Source organism: Thermopolyspora flexuosa, assembly GCF_006716785.1.
GTDB classification, from domain to species: Bacteria; Actinomycetota; Actinomycetes; order Streptosporangiales; family Streptosporangiaceae; genus Thermopolyspora; species Thermopolyspora flexuosa.
The window spans coordinates 1,482,349-1,498,734 of record NZ_VFPQ01000001.1 but is presented as its reverse complement, the minus strand read 5'-3'; the positions used below and the strand labels follow the sequence as shown (position 1 = coordinate 1,498,734).

Here is a 16,386-nt window from a genome sequence, read left to right as displayed (position 1 = left end):
GCCGTTTCGGCCGATCGGCCGAAACCGAAAATCGAAACCCGCCCCGAGGGACAAACCGCGAAGCTCATCTTCGGTGGGCACATGTCCGCCGTTTGCGCCGCCGACGGCAAGCCGTCCGGGCGAAAACGCGAATCGTCATGCCGAAGATGAGCGAACGCCGTTTTCCGGCGGCGGGCTCACGCTAACGTGAAGCGTACGAACGCCCGTGTGCAGCCGAGCAAGCCGGAGGCCCGATGGGACGATCCCCCTCCGCGCCATCGCCGCACCCGCAGCCGACCGCGATCCCCTCACCGCAGCCCCGGCCCGCCGAATCCGGAATTCATCCGGCCCCCACCCCCACGCCCAGCCCCTCCCCGGAGCCCTCGCCCGCGCCCCAGGCCGCCCCGCGGCGCGACGGCCATCCCACCGGGGGCGCCACCCCCAATCCCCACCCCACGGTCGACGTCCGCCCCGACGCGGGCGGCTGGGGCTTCTCCGGCATCGACCCGGCGCAGATGGACGCCTTCGAGAAGGCGCTGGCCCGCGCCCAGGACACCCTCGGCACCAACGAGCCGCGCATCCGCCACGCCCTTGAGGCACTCGACCTCGACACCTCGCACCTGGCCGTCCTGCGCGAGACCCGGCAGTGGATCGCCGACAAGCGTCCCGACCTCCGCCGCCGCCACGAGGCCGTCCAGGCCGTCCGGGAACGCTGGAGCCCCGGCGCCGTCCCGGCCACCGGCCTCGCCCCCTTCGACGAGGGCCGGTACGCGCGGGCGGCCGGAGACCCCGACGCGTACGCCGCCGCCCTGGCCCTCGGCCGTACCGCCCACAGCGGCGAGATCGACCGGACCGTGCTCGCCGAGCTGGAGAGACGCGCCGGTGACGCCGACTTCGCCACGGCGTTGATGCACGCCCTCGGCGCGACCGGGTTCCGCACCGTGCTCGCCACGACCGGGAAGGGCACCGACCGGGCGGCCGCGCAGCGTCTCCAGGCCGCCCTGGGGAAGGCTCTGGCCGCGGCGAGCCCGCGCCTGGACGCCGCCTGGCGAGCGGAGCTGACGGCCAAGGGGTCGGAGGGGCAGCACTACTGGCTCTCCCGTGCCCTGATGCACGGCACCTACGACGCCGCCTTCCTGCTGGACGTGGCGAGAAAGATCGAAGCGGCGAACCGCGTCCCGGTCCTCGATCCGCTGCCCGGGGTGCTGACCGCCCTGTCCCGCGTCCCCGCAGCGGCGCAGGACTTCTTCGCCCAGCCCGGCGTCCTCGACCGGCTCATGAACGAGCGGCGCGCGCTGGACGACGGTAAGGCACTGAGCGCGGCGCTGCTCGCCGCGACCACGGTGTTCCGCGACCACGCCGGATCGGCGGACAACCCGTCCCGGGGCTACCTGTCCGCCAAGCTGGCGTCCCAGGTCATCCACCTGGAGGCGCAACGCCTCGACCGGGGACGTTCGCTGCGGCTCTCCCCCGAAGCCCTCAGCCAGATCTTCGCCTCCTACATCCGCGACGTGAATCGGGTCGCCGCCGCAGGCGCGGACGCCAAACCGGGTGTCGCCGGAGAGGATCACGCGCTGTTGCCCGGCCGGGAGGACTGGGGAGCCCGGTTCGACCGGGAAGAGCTGCATGCGGTGATGAAGGAGGTTTTCCAGGCCGACCCGAAAGCGTTCGCCATGGTCTCCGGCGCGCAGACCATATGGGCGCGCATGCTGCTGGGCGCGAGTGCCGCCGAATTGGCGGACGGGCGGGGCAGCGTCGCTTTCAAAGCGGCGGCGAGAGAGCTCGGCGCAGGATTCGGGTTCATCACGAGTGCGGCAGGTGTCGCGACCATCGCGGCAGGCAAGGAGCTGGACGAGCGGCAGAACAATGCCGTGAAAATCGTGATCGCCCTGGTCAATTCCGGGCTCTCCATTCCGCAGCACGCGGGATGGCCGATCGTGGCCGGCACGACCTCATCCTGGACCGGCGTCATCGAGAACGCGCTGGAGACCGAGGCGTCGACGGAAAAGGCCGTGCGGAAAGCGAACGGCACAGCGGCGGAGATCGAGTTTCTCGTGCACCAGCTCGCCGCCCAGTCCCTCCTCGATCACGGGCTGTTCGGCTCGGCGGATCCTCCCGCAAAGACCCACCCCTGGGCGTCGCTGAGCGATCTCCGTCCCGGTGACGACCCCCGCAAGGCTCCGAACAACTTCCTGAAGGAGGACGGCACGACCCTGCTGACTCGGGCGGAGATGCTCGCTTCCCGGGATGCCGACGGCAATCCCGTTGCCTACGACGCGTATCGCCGATGGCTGTACGAAGGACTGGCGGGAAAGACGTGGTCCGAGGTCGAGGCCGCGTTGAGCAGCGGATACCAAAAGGGGTTCAGGAAGTTCCAATGACGCCGAGAAGAGCGTTGTTCACGGCGGTCCTGGCCGCGTGCATCCTGACCACGGCATGCAGCCGGCCGGACACCACGCCCCTGCCCACGACGGCCTCTCCGCCATTCGTCTGCGATCACGTGCCCCTGCAGGCGGTGGAGCGCATGACGGGGCTGCGCAACCCCCCGGCCAAAGGCTCTTTCGAGCTGGCTCCGGCGGATGGGGATCGAGAAGGGTGGTGCGGGGTCTACCGCCCGGACGAAGAAGAGGTGAAGGTTCTCGACATCGAGCTGGCCACCAACAATGATCCCGGACGGGTCGAGTCGGAGGTCCGTGACGGTGCCAAGCGCCTTCCCAGGATTCTCGCGGACGCGGACGGCTACTATTCCGCGACCCGGTTCGGGGATCACGCGGGTGCGCTCGCGGTCCTGATCCGGGGGAAGTCCATGCTCGTCGTGGACATGGACCGCGGCGCGGAAGGCCGTGACCACGAGGCGGACGTCGTGGCGCTGATGAGGCTGATCGCACCGAGGCTGCTCGGCGACGCCGTCCCCTCACCCACTCCCGGGAAGGGCTCCTGAACAGGTGGCGCAGCTCGTACCCAACCCACTGCACCGGGCGCTCCAGGACACCCTCAACCTGGTCGAGCCGCTCGTGCAGGCGGTGGACAGGGATCTGGGGGTCCCCTGCGAGCAGTTCCGCTCCGGCAAGGTGTGGACCGGGCCGGCGGCGCGGCGGTTCGACCAGGAACTCGCCCAGTACCGCGCCAGGGTCCGTACGGCGACCGCCCACATCCTGGCCGACCTGCGCGAGACCCTGGCCAGGACGCCGCGCGAGGTGCCCGAGGACGAGGCGCGGCGTATCCGGGAACGCTACAACATGCCGTGATCCGGCGAACGGCATGACCGGGCGGAGTCGCCCGGCGTCGGCGTCCGATCGCCTGTGGCGCCGCTCCGGGGACCGCGTCCGAGGTCGGCCGCCCACGCCGGCCGGAGCGCCCGGCGAACCGGCCGCCTGCCGTACCCCGGTCGCCGGATCGGGAGGATCCGCGGCCGTTCCTTGACCTGCGGCAGACCCGTCTCCTCCCCGCGGCCCCATAGCGTGGGGCGGGGGAAGGGAGGACCGCCGTGATCACCGAGGGCCGGGCCCCGGCCCGTGACCGCTATCTGCCCATCTCTGAGCACGGGCTGATCGGCGACCTGCACACCGCGGCCCTCGTCGGCACGAACGGCACGATCGACTGGTACTGCTGCCCCCGGTTCGACGCCCCGAGCGTGTTCGGCTCGCTGCTCGACGCGGACCGCGGCGGGTCGTTCGAGCTCGCGGCCGACGTGCCGAGCCGTACCAAGCAGTTCTACTTCCCGGACACCGCGATCCTGATCACCCGCTTCTACTCGGAGCAGGGCGTCGGCGAGGTCCAGGATTTCATGCCCATCGTCGACGACCCGCGCGAGGCGCGGCGGCACCGGCTGATCCGCCGCGTGGTCTGCGTACGCGGCACGCTGCCGTTCCGGGTCCGCGTGGCCCCGCGCTTCGGCTACGCCCTGCAGCCGCACACGCTGCGGCTGCACGCCGACCGCGCGGTGTTCGAGTCCCCCGACCTCACCCTGACGCTGACCGGGTCCGCCCCGATGGAGGCCGACGGCGCCGACGTGATCGCGCAGGTCAAGCTGCACGAGGGCGAGTCGGCCGTGTTCGCCCTCGACCGGGTGGGCGAGGAGGTTCCGCTGCGCGGCTGCCCGGTCGCGGAGGCCGAGCGCGAGTTCACCGCCACCGTGCGGTTCTGGCGGAACTGGCTGTCCAAGTCCCGCTACCGCGGCCGGTGGCGGGAGATGGTGCACCGCTCGGCGCTCACCCTGAAGCTGCTCACCTACGCGCCCACCGGCGGCCCGGTCGCCGCGCCCACCACGAGCCTCCCGGAGCTGATCGGCGGCGGCCGGAACTGGGACTACCGCTACGTGTGGGTGCGCGACGCCGCGTTCACCGTGTACGCGCTGCTGCGGCTCGGCTTCACCGAGGAGGCCGCGGACTTCATGCGCTTCCTCGGCCGTCACGTCAACCTCGTGGGCGACGGCCCCACCGGCCCGCTGCAGATCATGTACGGCGTCGACGGCCGCTGCGAGCTGCCCGAGATCGAGCTCGGCCACCTGGAGGGGTACCGCGGCTCGGCCCCCGTGCGCGTCGGCAACGCCGCGGCCGGCCAGCTCCAGCTCGACATCTACGGCGCGCTGATCGACTCGATCTACCTGTACGACAAGTGGGGCGAGCCGATCTCCAGCGACCGCTGGGACGAGGTGTGCGCGCTGGTCGACTGGGTGTGCGAGCACTGGGACCAGCCCGACGAGGGCGTCTGGGAGACCCGCGGCGGGCGCCGGAACTTCGTCTACTCCCGCCTGATGTGCTGGGTGGCGATCGAGCGCGCCATCCGCATGGCGAACCGCCGCGGCCTGCCCGCCGACATGCGCCGCTGGCGTGTCACCCGGGACGCCGTCTACCGGCAGATCATGCGCCGGGCCTGGTCGGCGGCGGAGAACGCGTTCGTCCAGCACCTCGGCGACGACGTGCTCGACGCGTCCCTGCTCATGATGCCGCTGGCGAAGTTCGTCTCCCCGACCGACCCGAAGTGGCTGTCCACCCTCGACGCGATCACCCGCAGGCTCGTCTCCGACTCCCTCGTCTACCGGTACGACACCACCGGCGACCCCGACGGCCTGCGCGGCCCCGAGGGCACCTTCTCCATCTGCTCGTTCTGGTACGTCGAGGCCCTCGCCCGGGCGGGCCGGATCGACGAGGCACGCCTCGCCTTCGAGAAGATGCTCACCTACGCCAACCACCTCGGCCTGTACGCCGAGCAGATCGGCCACACCGGCGAGCAGCTCGGCAACTTCCCGCAGGCCTTCACCCACCTGTCCCTGATCAGCGCCGCGTTCAACCTCGACCGCGCCCTGGAACGCTGACCGCCCGCGCCCATGGCCGACGCGTGGCCCGGCCGCCCATGCGGCGGCCCAGGATGGGTAGGCGGTCCGCATGCCGGAGGGACATCTCATCCACCGCCACGCCGCCGAGCAGCACGCGGACCTCGCCGGGCGGGCGGTACGGGCGTCCGGGCCGCAGGGCCGCTTCGACGCGCGGCCCTGGGACGGCCGGGTGCTCACCGCGGTGGAGGCGGCGGGCAAGCACCTGCTCTACCACTTCGCGGACGCGCCCACCGTGCACGTGCACCTCGGCATGCAGGGGCTCTTCCTGCGCTACGCCGACCCCACGGCGAGCCCGCGCCGCGGCACCCGGCTGCGGCTCGCGACCGACGCGGTGGCGTACGACCTGATCGCCCCGTCCCGCTGCGAGGCGCTGTCCCCGGCCGAGGTCGCCGCGCTCCGCGCCTCGCTCGGCCCCGACCCGCTGCGCGCCGACGCCTCCCGCGACGAGGCGATCGCCCGGCTGACCGCGTTCCGCGGCCCGGTCGGCGCGGCCGTACTCGACCAGAAGGTCTGGTCCGGGATCGGCAACGCGTGGCGGGCCGAGCTGCTCTTCCTCGCCGGTCTCCACCCGTGCGCCCGCCACCTCTCCTCCGGTACGGCGGGCCGGCTGTGGGACGCCGCGGTCGCCTACCTCGCCCTCGGCCGGGACGCCGGGCAGGTGGTCAGCGACCCGGACGCGCCCTCCGAGCGCTGGGTCTACAAGCGCGAGCACTGCCGCCGGTGCGGCGCTCCCGTCCAGACCTGGCAGCTCGCGCACCGGACCGTGTACCGGTGCCCCGTCGACCAGCCGGAGTGACGCCGGGCCGCGCGGTGCTCCGCCCGGCCGGGGCGCGCGTTCCGCACGCACGGCGACGGGACCCTGGGCCGTCGCCGCGGGTCAGCCGCCGTTGAATTTGATGGTCACCCGGCGGTTCTTCGCCCGGCCCTCCGGGTAGTCCTTGCCGTCCTTGGTGTTCGGCGCGATCGGGCGGGCCTCGCCGTACCCGACGGCCTTGATCCGCGCCTCGGGGACCAGCCGGGCGAGCTCCCGCTTGACCGCGTCGGCGCGCTTGCGGGAGAGGCGCAGGTTGTACGACGGCGAGCCGAGCGAGTCGGTGTGCCCCTCGACCGTGATCACGCCCCGGCTGTTCTTCAGCCGGTCGGCGAGGGCGGCGATCCGGCGCCGGGCCGTCTCGGTGAGGTCGGCCTTGTCGAACGCGAACAGCACGTCCGAGGAGATCGTGACCAAGGTCTGCTCCCCCTGGCGCGTCTCCACCTCCAGGTCCTCGACGGTGAGCCTCAGATCGAGGATCGTCCCGTCGAGCGGCAGATCCACGATCGACTCCTGGATCGCCGAATCGAGCACGGTGGGCTGCGGGCTCGGGCTCGGAGTGCCCAGCAGCAGCGGCAGAACGGCCAGCGAGCGCAGCATCAGGACTCCAGGGGTACGTCGGTGAACGGCGGGAAGTTACTCACGTGCACGTCCATCTTGGTGACGTTCTCCGGTGGCGCCGCGAAGGTGTAGGTGAGCATCGCCCGCTGGCCGATCCGGATCGAGGTGAACACCTCGTCGGGCTCCAGCAGCCTGCGATTGGCGTCCCGCACCACCATGTGCCGCTTGAGGTTCACGGTGTCGATCAGGTAGACGCGGAAGACGTTCCGGCCGTTGATCTCGAAGGGGCTGAGCTTCTCGTCCACCTTGACGCCCTCGGGCACGCGCGGGGTGAGCGAGATGACCAGGTCGGCGAGCTTGCCGCGACGCTTCAGCGAGTGCACGGCGATCTCCACCGTCGCCCTCGGCGCGAACGCCGCGTCGTGGACGGCCTTGACGATCACCTTGCTCGCGTCCACGGTCGAGGGTTGGCCGGCCTCGTCCTGCCCGGTGGATGGATTCCGCTCTTCGCCGCTCGCCGCGTCCTGCTCGGATGCCGCGTTCTGCCGCCCCTCGGCCGCGGCGCTCTCGGCCGGACTCTCCATGGCGGCGACACCACGCTGCACCAGCCCGCACCCGGACACGGCGACGGCGCAGACAAGCAGGCCGGGCAACCAGATCCGGCGACTCATTCGAGGTCCCCCCAAATGACGACACAACGGACAACCAGAGAGGTTAGCGAGTCAAGACCGGAAAGGCCGTCTCTACCTGAGCACCAATCCCGCCCGCAATTGTTGAAATTTCTACGAAACAGCGCCGGCGCACGGACGCGACCCAAGTCTGCTGCAGGCCACCCACCTGGTGGCATACGGTCCACCCAGCCCACCGCGAAAGCCCGTTCCCCGCATCCGTGGACGGCGCACCCAAAGTGACCACGGCGGACCGCATTCACCGAAAGACGGTCACGTCCACGGCGAGACAAATATCGTCCTACAAAATCCGACTTCATTATGAATAGTCAGAAAAACGAATTCGCCGGATCCCCACCCAAACCCGGGTTCCGGATGGTAGGTTCGCCAATGCTCACAAGCCACCGACACCGAAAAGCGCTGCAGTCTCTTTCCTCACGACCTCGATCCGTTCAGGAAAACGTGACTTGTCACGCATTGCTGGGCCCAGAGGTACGGCCGGTGGCCGGGCGAAGAGGCCGAGCGACGACATACCGCATCCTCCTCTCCCCGCACACCGTCCGACCGTCATGACTGCAGCCGTATCCGGTCGGTACACCGGACGACACCTGCGGACCATGTCGACAGGAGGTCATGATGGCAGAGGAGAAAAAGGATGAGTTATCCGACTTCGGCGCCGGCTTGGCCCTCGTGGCGATAGCCGCGTTCATACTCATCGCCCCGCGTTACCTGGACGCACCGAAGGCGGTGACCCTCGCAACGGAGGTCGTTGCGGTACTGCTCGCCGTCCTCAGCGTTTCCTTCATACTCATAGGCGGCAAGGACTCCGTCAGGCCGCCCGGCGTTTCGGATATCGGCATGGCCTTCTTGTTCGGCGGGACAGCCGCCGTCATCGCCGTCTATGAACAGATCTACGACTTCGCGTCCCCTTGGTCCGGAATAGCGAAATGGTGTGTTCTCATCCTCGGCGGAATCGCGGCCATCGGAGCCGGCATGGGCATCAGCAAGCTGATTTCAACGCTGACGATCCGGCGCGCGGAAAGCGGTCACGGGAAAGCACGATCCGGACGGGACATCCAGCAGGTCCTCGTAACCGTCCTCGGTACCGCCACCGCGATAATCGGTCTGCTGCAGGCCCTCGTCGAGTGAGACTCGCCCCATCCCAGGCCGCGACGAGATCACCGAGGCGTGGCGGTATGACGCGGAACAGCCGCGCACGATTCCCGACGCGCCCTGCAGCGACTCCATGGCCTGGACAGCCCGTACTCGTTACGGGCGATCCTGCGGCCGGACCTCCGGTGGGGTTCGCGGCGCCGGTTCCGTCCCACCCTCGATGCGCCCCGGTGCGGCACCGAGCGAGATGAAACAGCGCGGCTCGGACAGGGAAACGGCGGACGAGTCGGCCTGTAGGCCGGGTTCTGTGATTCCGCTGGCGCGGAACCGGCGGCCATCCATCTAGGACCGTCGTTGCCGACGGCCTCAAGCGGTCTACCCGCGCGGCTCGGGCGGGCCACCCTCAGGCGCCGCGCGCGGGATCCCGAGGGATCCCTTCTTGACCTTGCTCCGGGTGGGGTTTACCTAGCCGCCCGTGTCACCACGGACGCTGGTGGTCTCTTACACCACCCTTTCACCCTTACCTCCTGGCGTGCGCCGGAGGCGGTCTGCTTTCTGTGGCACTTTCCCGCGGGTCACCCCGGGTCGGTGTTACCGACCACCCTGCCCTGTGGAGCCCGGACCTTCCTCGGCGAGGCCTCCGTACGGAGGACCCCGACGCGGCCGCCCGGCCGGCTCGTCCGCCGTACGACCCAGCCTAGTGGATCGTGTACGGTCCCCCGGCCGGGCCGTCATCACCGCGGAACGCCCGGCGCGCGCGAATCCTTCCTCCGCCCGGTACGACGATCCGCTCAGCGAAGGTGGGCGGTGTCGTTGATCGAGCGCACCACCGCCGGGCCGTCGGCGTAGTAGTCGACGACGGACAGGCAGGCGAGGTCGAGGTGCATGCGGTGGAGCGCGGCGGGCGGGGCGAGCAGGGCGAGGCGCAGGATCGTCTTGATCGGGGTGACGTGCGAGACCACCAGGACCGTGCGGCCCGCGTACCGGGCGGTGATGCGCCCGACCGCGGCCTCCACCCGGCGCGCGGTCTGCTCGAAGCTCTCCCCGCCAGGCGGCGCCACGGCGGGGTCGGCGAGCCAGGCGGTGAGCAGGTCCGGCCAGCGCCGCTGGATCTCGGCGAAGGTGTACCCCTCCCAGGCGCCGAAGTCGGTCTCCCGCAGGCCCTCGTCGACGACGACCTTCAGCCCGGTGGCGGCGGCCACGGCCTCGGCGGTCTGCAGGGCCCGCTTGAGCGGCGAGCTGACGATCACGTCGATCCGGTACGGCTCGCGCGACAGCCGTGCCGCCGCCGCCTCGGCCTGGGCGAGGCCCGTGGCCGTGAGCACGGGATCGCCGACCCCGGAGAACCGCTTCTCCACCGAGAGCGGGGTCTCGCCGTGGCGGAGCAGCAACAGCGTGGTCGGCGTCCGCGTCGGCCGCGGCATCCACCCGGTGCCCGTGGTCCGCGCGTCGGCCGCGGCACCGGCGGCCCGCGCGGCCTCGGCACCGGAACCGGCCGCCTCCGCGTCCGTACCCGGAACGCGCCGCGAGCCGGCACCGGTGTCCGGGCCGACGCCCGGAACGGTGTCCGCCCGCGCCTCCGCCGCGCCCTCCGGCCCCGCGGCATCCCCGCCGGGCCCGGCGCCGGGCTCCGCGGCCCGATCCGGAGCCGGCGGCGCCGCCGGAGCGGTTCCGGCCCGCCAGGGCTCGCCGCGCGCGGCGGCGTCCATCGCCTCGTTGGCGAGGCGGTCGGCGTGCGCGTTCCGCTCGCGCGGCACCCAGCGCCAGGTGACGCGGTGCCGCCGGGCGAGCGCGGCGGCCTGCGCGGCGAGCGGGCGGATGTTCGCGTGCTTGACCTTCCAGCGGCCCGACATCTGCTCGATGACGAGCTTGGAGTCCATGCGCACCTCGACCGGGACCCCGGCCTCCTCCCCGACCGCCGCGGAGAGCGCGGTGAGCCCGGCGATGAGGCCCCGGTACTCGGCGACGTTGTTCGTCGCGGTGCCGATCGCCTCGGCCACCTCGGCGATCACCGCACCGGACGGGTCCTTCACCACCGCCCCGTAACCGGCCGGGCCCGGGTTCCCGCGGGCGCCGCCGTCCGCCTCGATGACGTACGGCGCCGCGGGCCGGGACGTCACAGGCCGGACTCCGGCGTGCGGACGAGGATGCGGCGGCACTCCTCGCAGCGCACCACCTCGTCGGGGGCGGCGGCCCGGATGGCGTTGAGCTCGGCGATGGACAGCACGACCTTGCAGCCCTGGCACCGGCCGTGCTGCAGCATCGCCGCGCCGACCTCGTACTGCTCGCGCAGCTTCTCGTACAGCCCGAGCAGGTCCGGGGGAATCTCCCCGGCGACCTTGCCGCGCCTGTCCCGGGTCTCCGCCAGCTCCCGGTCGATCTCGGCGAGGGCGGCGTCGCGGCGCGCGGCGATCGCCTCGAGGGCGGCGCTGAGGGAGTCGCGCTCGGCGGTGAGCTTCTGCACCTGGGCGTCGGCCGCCTCCCGCCGCTCCATGATCTCCAGGATGACCTCTTCGAGGTCGTTCTGCCGCCGCTTGAGGGAGGCGATCTCGGACTGCAGGCTCGCCAGGTCCCGCGGCGAGGAGACCTGGCCGGAGTCGAGTCGCTGCTGGTCCCGGGCGGCGCGGGCGCGCACCGACTCGACGTCGCTCTCCACCTTCGCCTGTTCCCGGGCGAGGTCGCCCGCCTCCGTCTCGGCGGCGATCACCTGGGTCGCGAGGCGCGCGAGGCGGGCGCTGGTCTCCTCGTACTCGGCCAGTTCCGGCAGGGTCCGGCGGCGGTGCATCAGCCTGTGGATGACCAAGTCCAGCTCGGCGAGATCGAGCAGGCGCTTCTGTGCTTCCGGTGCCGCTTTCACAACTGGACCATCCATATATGCGACATGTACGGCGGGGCGGTGTGACGGCTACGGCAGCGAGTCCAGCCGTACCGGGCTCGATGCGACGGCCGTCCACGCGTCCGTGACCTTATCGGAGACGCGCGTCTCTACCGTAGTCCCCTTCATGCCGAGCCTGGACGCCAGTCGGTTCGCCGCATCCGCCAGCCACGGCCACTCGGTGGCCCAGTGCGCGGCGTCGATGAGCGCGGGGCCGTTGTTGAGCGCGGCCGCCTCCATGAACTCGCCGGCGGGGTGGTGCCGCAGGTCGGCGGTGAGGTACACGTCCACCCGGGCGGCCCGCGCCACGTCGAGCAGTGAGTCGCCCGCGCCGCCGCACACCGCGATCGTGCGCACCATGCGGTCGGGGTCGCCCGCGACGCGCAGCGGCCCGGCCGTGGCGGGCAGGCCCTTCGCGGCGAGGTCGGCGAACTCGCGCAGCGGCATGCGCTCGGGCAGCTCGCCGATGCGGCCGAGGCCGCGCCGGGTGTCGTCCGGCCGCGGCTGCAGCGGGCGCAGCGGGCCGACGAGGCCCACCGCCCAGGCGAGCGCGTCCGACACACCGGGGTCGGCGACGTCGGCGTTGGTGTGCGCGGTGTAGAGGGCGATGTCGTTCTTGATCAGCCTGTGGATCACGCGGCCCTTGACGGTGTTGGCCGCGACGCTGGTGGTCCCGCGCAGGTAGAGGGGGTGGTGGGCGACGATGAGGTCCGCGCCCCACTCGATCGCCTCGTCCACCACCGCGGAGACCGGGTCGACCGCGAACAGCACGCGCCGCACGATCTGTCCCGGGTCCCCGCACACGAGTCCGACCGCGTCCCAGGACTCCGCCCACGCGGGGTCGTACAACGATTCGAGCTCAGCCGTCACGACGGCAAGGGTTGATCCGGCCACCTGCGACAGCCTATCGCCCAACGCGCCGCCTTCCCGTCAACCGTTCCACCGGTTCGCCAAATCTTGGCCGTCCCCCGGGTACGGCCGGCCCCGCCGGCCCGGCGCGGCGCCCGCTGACCCGGGCCGGCGCCGCGGCCCGGCCGGTCACCGGACCGGGCCGGCGGGGTTTGTGCCCCACCCTTTCGTGAAAACCCTCTACTGAATGACATCCCCCCGTCGCGGGCCGTGCTCGCGAGCGGTATCGGTGCGGGGGGATGCCGAGATGGTGAAAAGGTGGCGGGACCGGTCGCTCCGGACCCGCCTGACCGTGCTCAACACCGCCGCCCTCGCGGTGGCCGCGCTGACCCCGCTCGCCATCGCGCTCGTCATCATCGCCGCCCGCGCCGAGGACCGCACCCACGACGAGCTGCGCGGCATCGCCCGCCAGGTGGCCGCGGAGATCCGGCAGGGATACGCGCCGCGACCGGTGCCGTCCGAGCTCGTCGACGTGCAGGTGGTGGACTCCCGCGGCCGGGTGGTGACCGCGAGCTCCGGGCTCGCCGGGCGCCCGCCGATGTCGAGCGTGCGGCCGTCGCGCCCGGACGCCCCCGAGTTCCTGCACCTGTGCGACCGCCCGATCACGCTCGGCGACTGCCTGCACGTGGTCGCGCTCGCCGTCGACGCGCCCGCCCAGGTGCAGGTGTTCGGCGACGGGAAGGTGCCGGGCGGGCGCTGGGTGGTCTACACGGGGACGCGGCAGCGGCACTTCCCCCCGCCGTACGCCGAGCTGCTCGTCGCGGCCACCCTGCTCACCGTCGCGGTCAACGGGCTGCTCACCTACCGGGTGATCGACCGGGTGCTGCACCCGGTGCGGGTGATCCGCTCGGAGCTCACCGAGATCACCACCACCGACCTCGGCCGGCGGGTGACGGTCCCGAAGTCGCACGGCGAGTTCCGGCAGCTCGCGCTCACCGTCAACCGCACGCTCGACCTGCTGGAAGGGCTCGTGGAGCAGCAGCGCCGGTTCGCCTCGGACGCCTCGCACGACCTGCGCAGCCCGCTCACCGCGATCCGCGCCCAGGTGGAGGAGGGCCTGCTCGCCCCGGAGGAGACCGACTGGCCCGCCACCGCCCGCGCGATCCTGGCGAGCGTGGACCGGCTGCAGGCGATCGTCACCGACCTGCTGCTCGTCGCCACCCTCGACGCGGGCGGTGCCGGCTCCCGTGACCTGGTCGACCTCGCCGAGCTGGTGCGGGCGGAGCTGGAGCGCCGCCCGCGCGAGCCCCGGGTGCAGACCCGCCTGGAGTCCGGCGTGGTGGTCATCGGCGACCTGCAGCGGCTCACCCGGGTGCTCACCAACCTGCTCGACAACGCCGAGCGGCACGCCAGGTCGCTGATCATGGTGACGGTACGGCGCGAGCCGGACGCGGCCGTGCTCGAGGTGCTCGACGACGGCGCGGGCATCCCGCCCGAGCACCGGGAGGTGGTGTTCCAGCGGTTCACCCGGCTGGACGCCGCCCGCAGCAGGGACGCGGGCGGCACCGGCCTCGGCCTCGCCATCGCCCGTCAGATCGCCGAGGCGCACGGCGGCACGCTCACCATCGAGGACAGCCTCAGCGGGGCTCGGTTCGTACTGCGTCTGCCGTATCCGGAGACCAACGACGAAGCAGCGTCTCCACCTCGGTGAACTGCTCGGCGGTGAGCGGCCCGTGGCGCAGCGCCCCGGCGTTGTCCTCGGCCTGGGCGACCGTGCGGATGCCCGGGATCGGCACGGTACGGCCGTTGCGGGCGAGCAGCCAGCCGAGCGCGCCCTGGGCGAGGGTGCGGCCGCCGGAGGTGAGGATCTCGCGGACCGCGTCGAGCCGGGCGAGGAGCTCCGGGTTCGGGCGGCCGTCGCTGAAGTAGGTCAGCCACTCCAGGTTCATGCCGCGCACGTCGTCGCGCGGCAGCGTGGACCCGGCCGAGAACTTGCCGGTGAGCAGGCCCATGGCGAGCGGGCCCCGGTTCACGCTCGCCAGGTCGTAGGCCTCGCACACGGCGAGGATCCGCGGCGCGTCGTCGAACAGGTTCATCTGGTTCTGGACGGCGGTGCAGTGCGGGCCCTTGACGAAGGCGGCGATCCGCTCGGGGTCGTCGGTGCTCCACCCGTAGGCGCGGATCAGCCCCTCGGCGACGAGGTCCTCCAGGGTGGCGATGGTCTCGTCGACCCGCTCCAGCGGCATGTCCCCCACGTGCAGCTGGTAGAGGTCGATGTAGTCGGTGCCGAGCCGCTTGAGGGAGGCCCGGCAGGCCCGCCGGATGTACTCGGGCGAGACGTCGGTGTGGGTGAGGGTACGGGTGGTCTCGTCGAACACGTTGCCGAACTTGGTGGCGATCACCACCTCGTCCCGGCGGCCCGCGATCGCCCGGCCGATGATCCGCTCGCTGTGGCCCGCGCCGTACACGTCGGCCGTGTCGATGAAGGTGATCCCGAGCTCGAGGGCCCGCCGTAACGCCGCGAGCGACTCGTCGTCGTCGACCTCGCCCCAGCCGAGGGCGGTGCCGTCGGGGGACCACAGCGGGCCGCCGATCGCCCAGGCGCCGAACCCGATCGCGCTGACCTCGATGCCGCTGCGGCCGAGCGTCCGCTTGGCAACGCTCACCGTGACTCCTCTCGTTTGCTCTCGGTCGCGTGGGTTGTCCGGCTCCCGACTCTGCCACCTGGAGTGCACTCCAGGTCAACCGCTTTGTTCGGCAGCACGAGCAGCACGGCCACGACGGTGAGCGCGCCGCCGACGAACACCCGCCAGGTGAGCGGATCGCCGTACAGCACGACGGAGAACGCGGTGACCCACAGCGGCTGGGCGGCGAGGATGACCGCGGCGGTCACCGGGCGCACGTGCTGCTGGGCGAACGACCGGGCGAGGAAGCCGAGGGCGCAGGCGACCAGGGCGAGGTGCAGCAGCACCAGCCAGTCGGCCGTGCTGCCCGGCAGCGCGAGGCCGCCGGGCAGCGCCGCCACCCCGGTGAGCACCGCGATCGTGCCGAGCTGGATGACCGCGACCGCGTAGGCGTGGCGGCGCCGGTGGCCGAGCACGAGGGCATGCACCGCGTACAGGACCGCGGCGAGCAGGGTGAGCACGAGCGCGGGCAGCGAGATCTCGGTGTCCTGCGCGTCGCGGAGCAGGGTGAACACGGTGAGCGCGGCGAGGGCGAGCCCGGCGGCGAGCCACACCCGGGCGGCGATGCGGGCGCCCAGGAAGAGCATGCCGAGCAGCGGGGTGATCACCACGTAGGTGCCGACCGCGAAGCCGGAGACCGTGCTCGGCAGCTCGTGCAGCGCGACCGACTGCGCGGTCTGGCCGGAGCCGAACAGCAGGCCGGCGAACACCCCGGTGAGCCAGGTACGGCGCGGCAGCCCGGCGAGGCACCGGGGCCGCACCGCGACGAGGGCGAGCGTCGCGATCGCGTAGCGCTCGGTGAGCAGGTCGGCGACGGGCATACGATCGATCACGTCCTTCGTCAGCGGGAACGCCGACCCCCATGCGGCGCTGACGAAGAGGAGGAGAGCGGCCCCGAGGAACGGGCGCGGAGCGGGAGGCGCTGCCATGGCGGCAGGATCGCATTCACCGTCTGCGATGGCTCGCTGACATTGCGCGAGTCAGTGTGGTCCTGTACCACCCGGGATGAAGAGTGACCCAGCCGGGTTGGCATCGGTCACCCCGGCGAAACCGGGGGGCGGTATGTCCGGTACGGTGTGCCGGCGATCCGATCGCCCGGGCGCGTTCCCAGGGAGACGAGGGAACCACGCGGCCGAGGTGACGGCGGAGCATGACGGCGAGGGCGGCATCCCGCCCGCGGCGCGGCGTCCGGCGCCGGGGCGCACCCGGGCCGCCGGGACACGGGCGAACGAACGAGGCGACGGCGGCGACAAATGGAAAGGGCTTGTGTGATCCCGCGCGCTCCAAAACGGGACCACACAAGCCCGGTTGTCCGGCCCCGTCCGGCCGGACGTCTGGGTCATCGGCGCGCCCCGCGCCCCCTCTGCGGGGGCACCGATCGAAACTTTCGCCAACTTCCCGAATGTTTCGTGCTCCGGAGGCTACGCAAAACCCGGGCCGCTCGTCAATAGGGTTGCCGGTATTGCTCCCGTGACGTCGATGACCCTGCGGTCACGGGGAGATCGGCA

Annotated in this window: 14 protein-coding genes and 1 other RNA gene; 7 read left to right on the top strand and 8 right to left on the bottom strand. The window is 71.9% G+C overall.

Going from position 1 to position 16,386, the window contains the following annotated elements:
* The first annotated feature begins 494 nt into the window (after nucleotides 1–494).
* The 5 genes from FHX40_RS06550 (at nucleotide 495) to FHX40_RS06530 (ending at nucleotide 6,113) form a co-directional block, all read left to right on the top strand.
* A complete protein-coding gene (locus FHX40_RS06550) occupies nucleotides 495–2,360 on the top strand; it encodes a DUF6571 family protein (RefSeq protein WP_142258783.1) in 1,866 nt (621 codons plus the stop codon).
* Complete coding sequence (locus FHX40_RS06545) at nucleotides 2,357–2,920, top strand: hypothetical protein (protein WP_142258782.1); 564 nt, start codon at nucleotides 2,357–2,359, stop codon at nucleotides 2,918–2,920. Before FHX40_RS06550 ends, FHX40_RS06545 begins: the two co-directional genes overlap by 4 nt.
* A gap of 4 nt (nucleotides 2,921–2,924) precedes the next feature.
* Nucleotides 2,925–3,227: a hypothetical protein gene (locus tag FHX40_RS06540; protein WP_142258781.1), complete on the top strand. Its 303-nt coding sequence runs from the start codon at nucleotides 2,925–2,927 to the stop codon at nucleotides 3,225–3,227.
* Nucleotides 3,228–3,466: 239 nt separating this feature from the next.
* Nucleotides 3,467–5,296, top strand: coding sequence for a glycoside hydrolase family 15 protein (locus tag FHX40_RS06535; protein WP_189136201.1), 1,830 nt, complete (start codon nucleotides 3,467–3,469; stop codon nucleotides 5,294–5,296).
* Between the two features lie 70 nt (nucleotides 5,297–5,366).
* Nucleotides 5,367–6,113 carry a DNA-formamidopyrimidine glycosylase family protein gene (locus tag FHX40_RS06530; protein ID WP_142258780.1) on the top strand — a complete coding sequence of 249 codons (747 nt, stop codon included), beginning with the start codon at nucleotides 5,367–5,369 and terminating at the stop codon, nucleotides 6,111–6,113.
* 81 nt (nucleotides 6,114–6,194) lie between these two features.
* On the opposite strand, the gene FHX40_RS06525 is transcribed toward FHX40_RS06530, so the two are convergent.
* Entirely contained in the window at nucleotides 6,195–6,728 is a 534-nt protein-coding gene (locus FHX40_RS06525; RefSeq protein WP_142258779.1) for an OmpA family protein, read from the bottom strand.
* Nucleotides 6,728–7,360: a hypothetical protein gene (locus tag FHX40_RS06520; protein WP_142258778.1), complete on the bottom strand. Its 633-nt coding sequence runs from the start codon at nucleotides 7,358–7,360 to the stop codon at nucleotides 6,728–6,730. Before FHX40_RS06520 ends, FHX40_RS06525 begins: the two co-directional genes overlap by 1 nt.
* 633 nt (nucleotides 7,361–7,993) lie before the next feature.
* On the opposite strand from FHX40_RS06520, the gene FHX40_RS06515 reads away from it, so the two are divergent.
* Nucleotides 7,994–8,506: a hypothetical protein gene (locus FHX40_RS06515; RefSeq protein ID WP_142258777.1), complete on the top strand. Its 513-nt coding sequence runs from the start codon at nucleotides 7,994–7,996 to the stop codon at nucleotides 8,504–8,506.
* A gap of 242 nt (nucleotides 8,507–8,748) precedes the next feature.
* Here FHX40_RS06515 and rnpB read toward each other — a convergent pair.
* The 4 genes from rnpB to FHX40_RS06495 form a co-directional block, all read right to left on the bottom strand.
* Nucleotides 8,749–9,149, bottom strand: an RNA gene (gene rnpB, locus FHX40_RS06510) — RNase P RNA component class A.
* Between the two features lie 112 nt (nucleotides 9,150–9,261).
* On the bottom strand, nucleotides 9,262–10,590 hold the full coding sequence (locus FHX40_RS06505) for a bifunctional RNase H/acid phosphatase (protein WP_142258776.1): 1,329 nt from the start codon (nucleotides 10,588–10,590) through the stop codon (nucleotides 9,262–9,264).
* A complete protein-coding gene (locus FHX40_RS06500) occupies nucleotides 10,587–11,327 on the bottom strand; it encodes a zinc ribbon domain-containing protein (RefSeq protein WP_142258775.1) in 741 nt (246 codons plus the stop codon). The genes FHX40_RS06505 and FHX40_RS06500 overlap by 4 nt, the downstream gene beginning before the upstream one ends.
* 48 nt (nucleotides 11,328–11,375) lie before the next feature.
* The gene (locus tag FHX40_RS06495; protein ID WP_142258774.1) at nucleotides 11,376–12,215 is read right to left on the bottom strand and encodes a Nif3-like dinuclear metal center hexameric protein; all 840 of its coding nucleotides are present in this window, start codon (nucleotides 12,213–12,215) and stop codon (nucleotides 11,376–11,378) included.
* A gap of 286 nt (nucleotides 12,216–12,501) precedes the next feature.
* On the opposite strand from FHX40_RS06495, the gene FHX40_RS06490 reads away from it, so the two are divergent.
* A complete protein-coding gene (locus FHX40_RS06490) occupies nucleotides 12,502–13,905 on the top strand; it encodes a sensor histidine kinase (RefSeq protein ID WP_142258773.1) in 1,404 nt (467 codons plus the stop codon).
* Here the strand turns inward: FHX40_RS06490 and FHX40_RS06485 are convergent.
* A complete protein-coding gene (locus tag FHX40_RS06485; RefSeq protein WP_142258772.1) occupies nucleotides 13,832–14,860 on the bottom strand; it encodes an aldo/keto reductase in 1,029 nt (342 codons plus the stop codon). The two genes, FHX40_RS06490 and FHX40_RS06485, sit on opposite strands and share 74 nt — an antisense overlap.
* On the bottom strand, nucleotides 14,857–15,807 hold the full coding sequence (locus FHX40_RS06480) for a DMT family transporter (protein ID WP_142258771.1): 951 nt from the start codon (nucleotides 15,805–15,807) through the stop codon (nucleotides 14,857–14,859). Before FHX40_RS06480 ends, FHX40_RS06485 begins: the two co-directional genes overlap by 4 nt.
* Nucleotides 15,808–16,386: the final 579 nt, after the last annotated feature.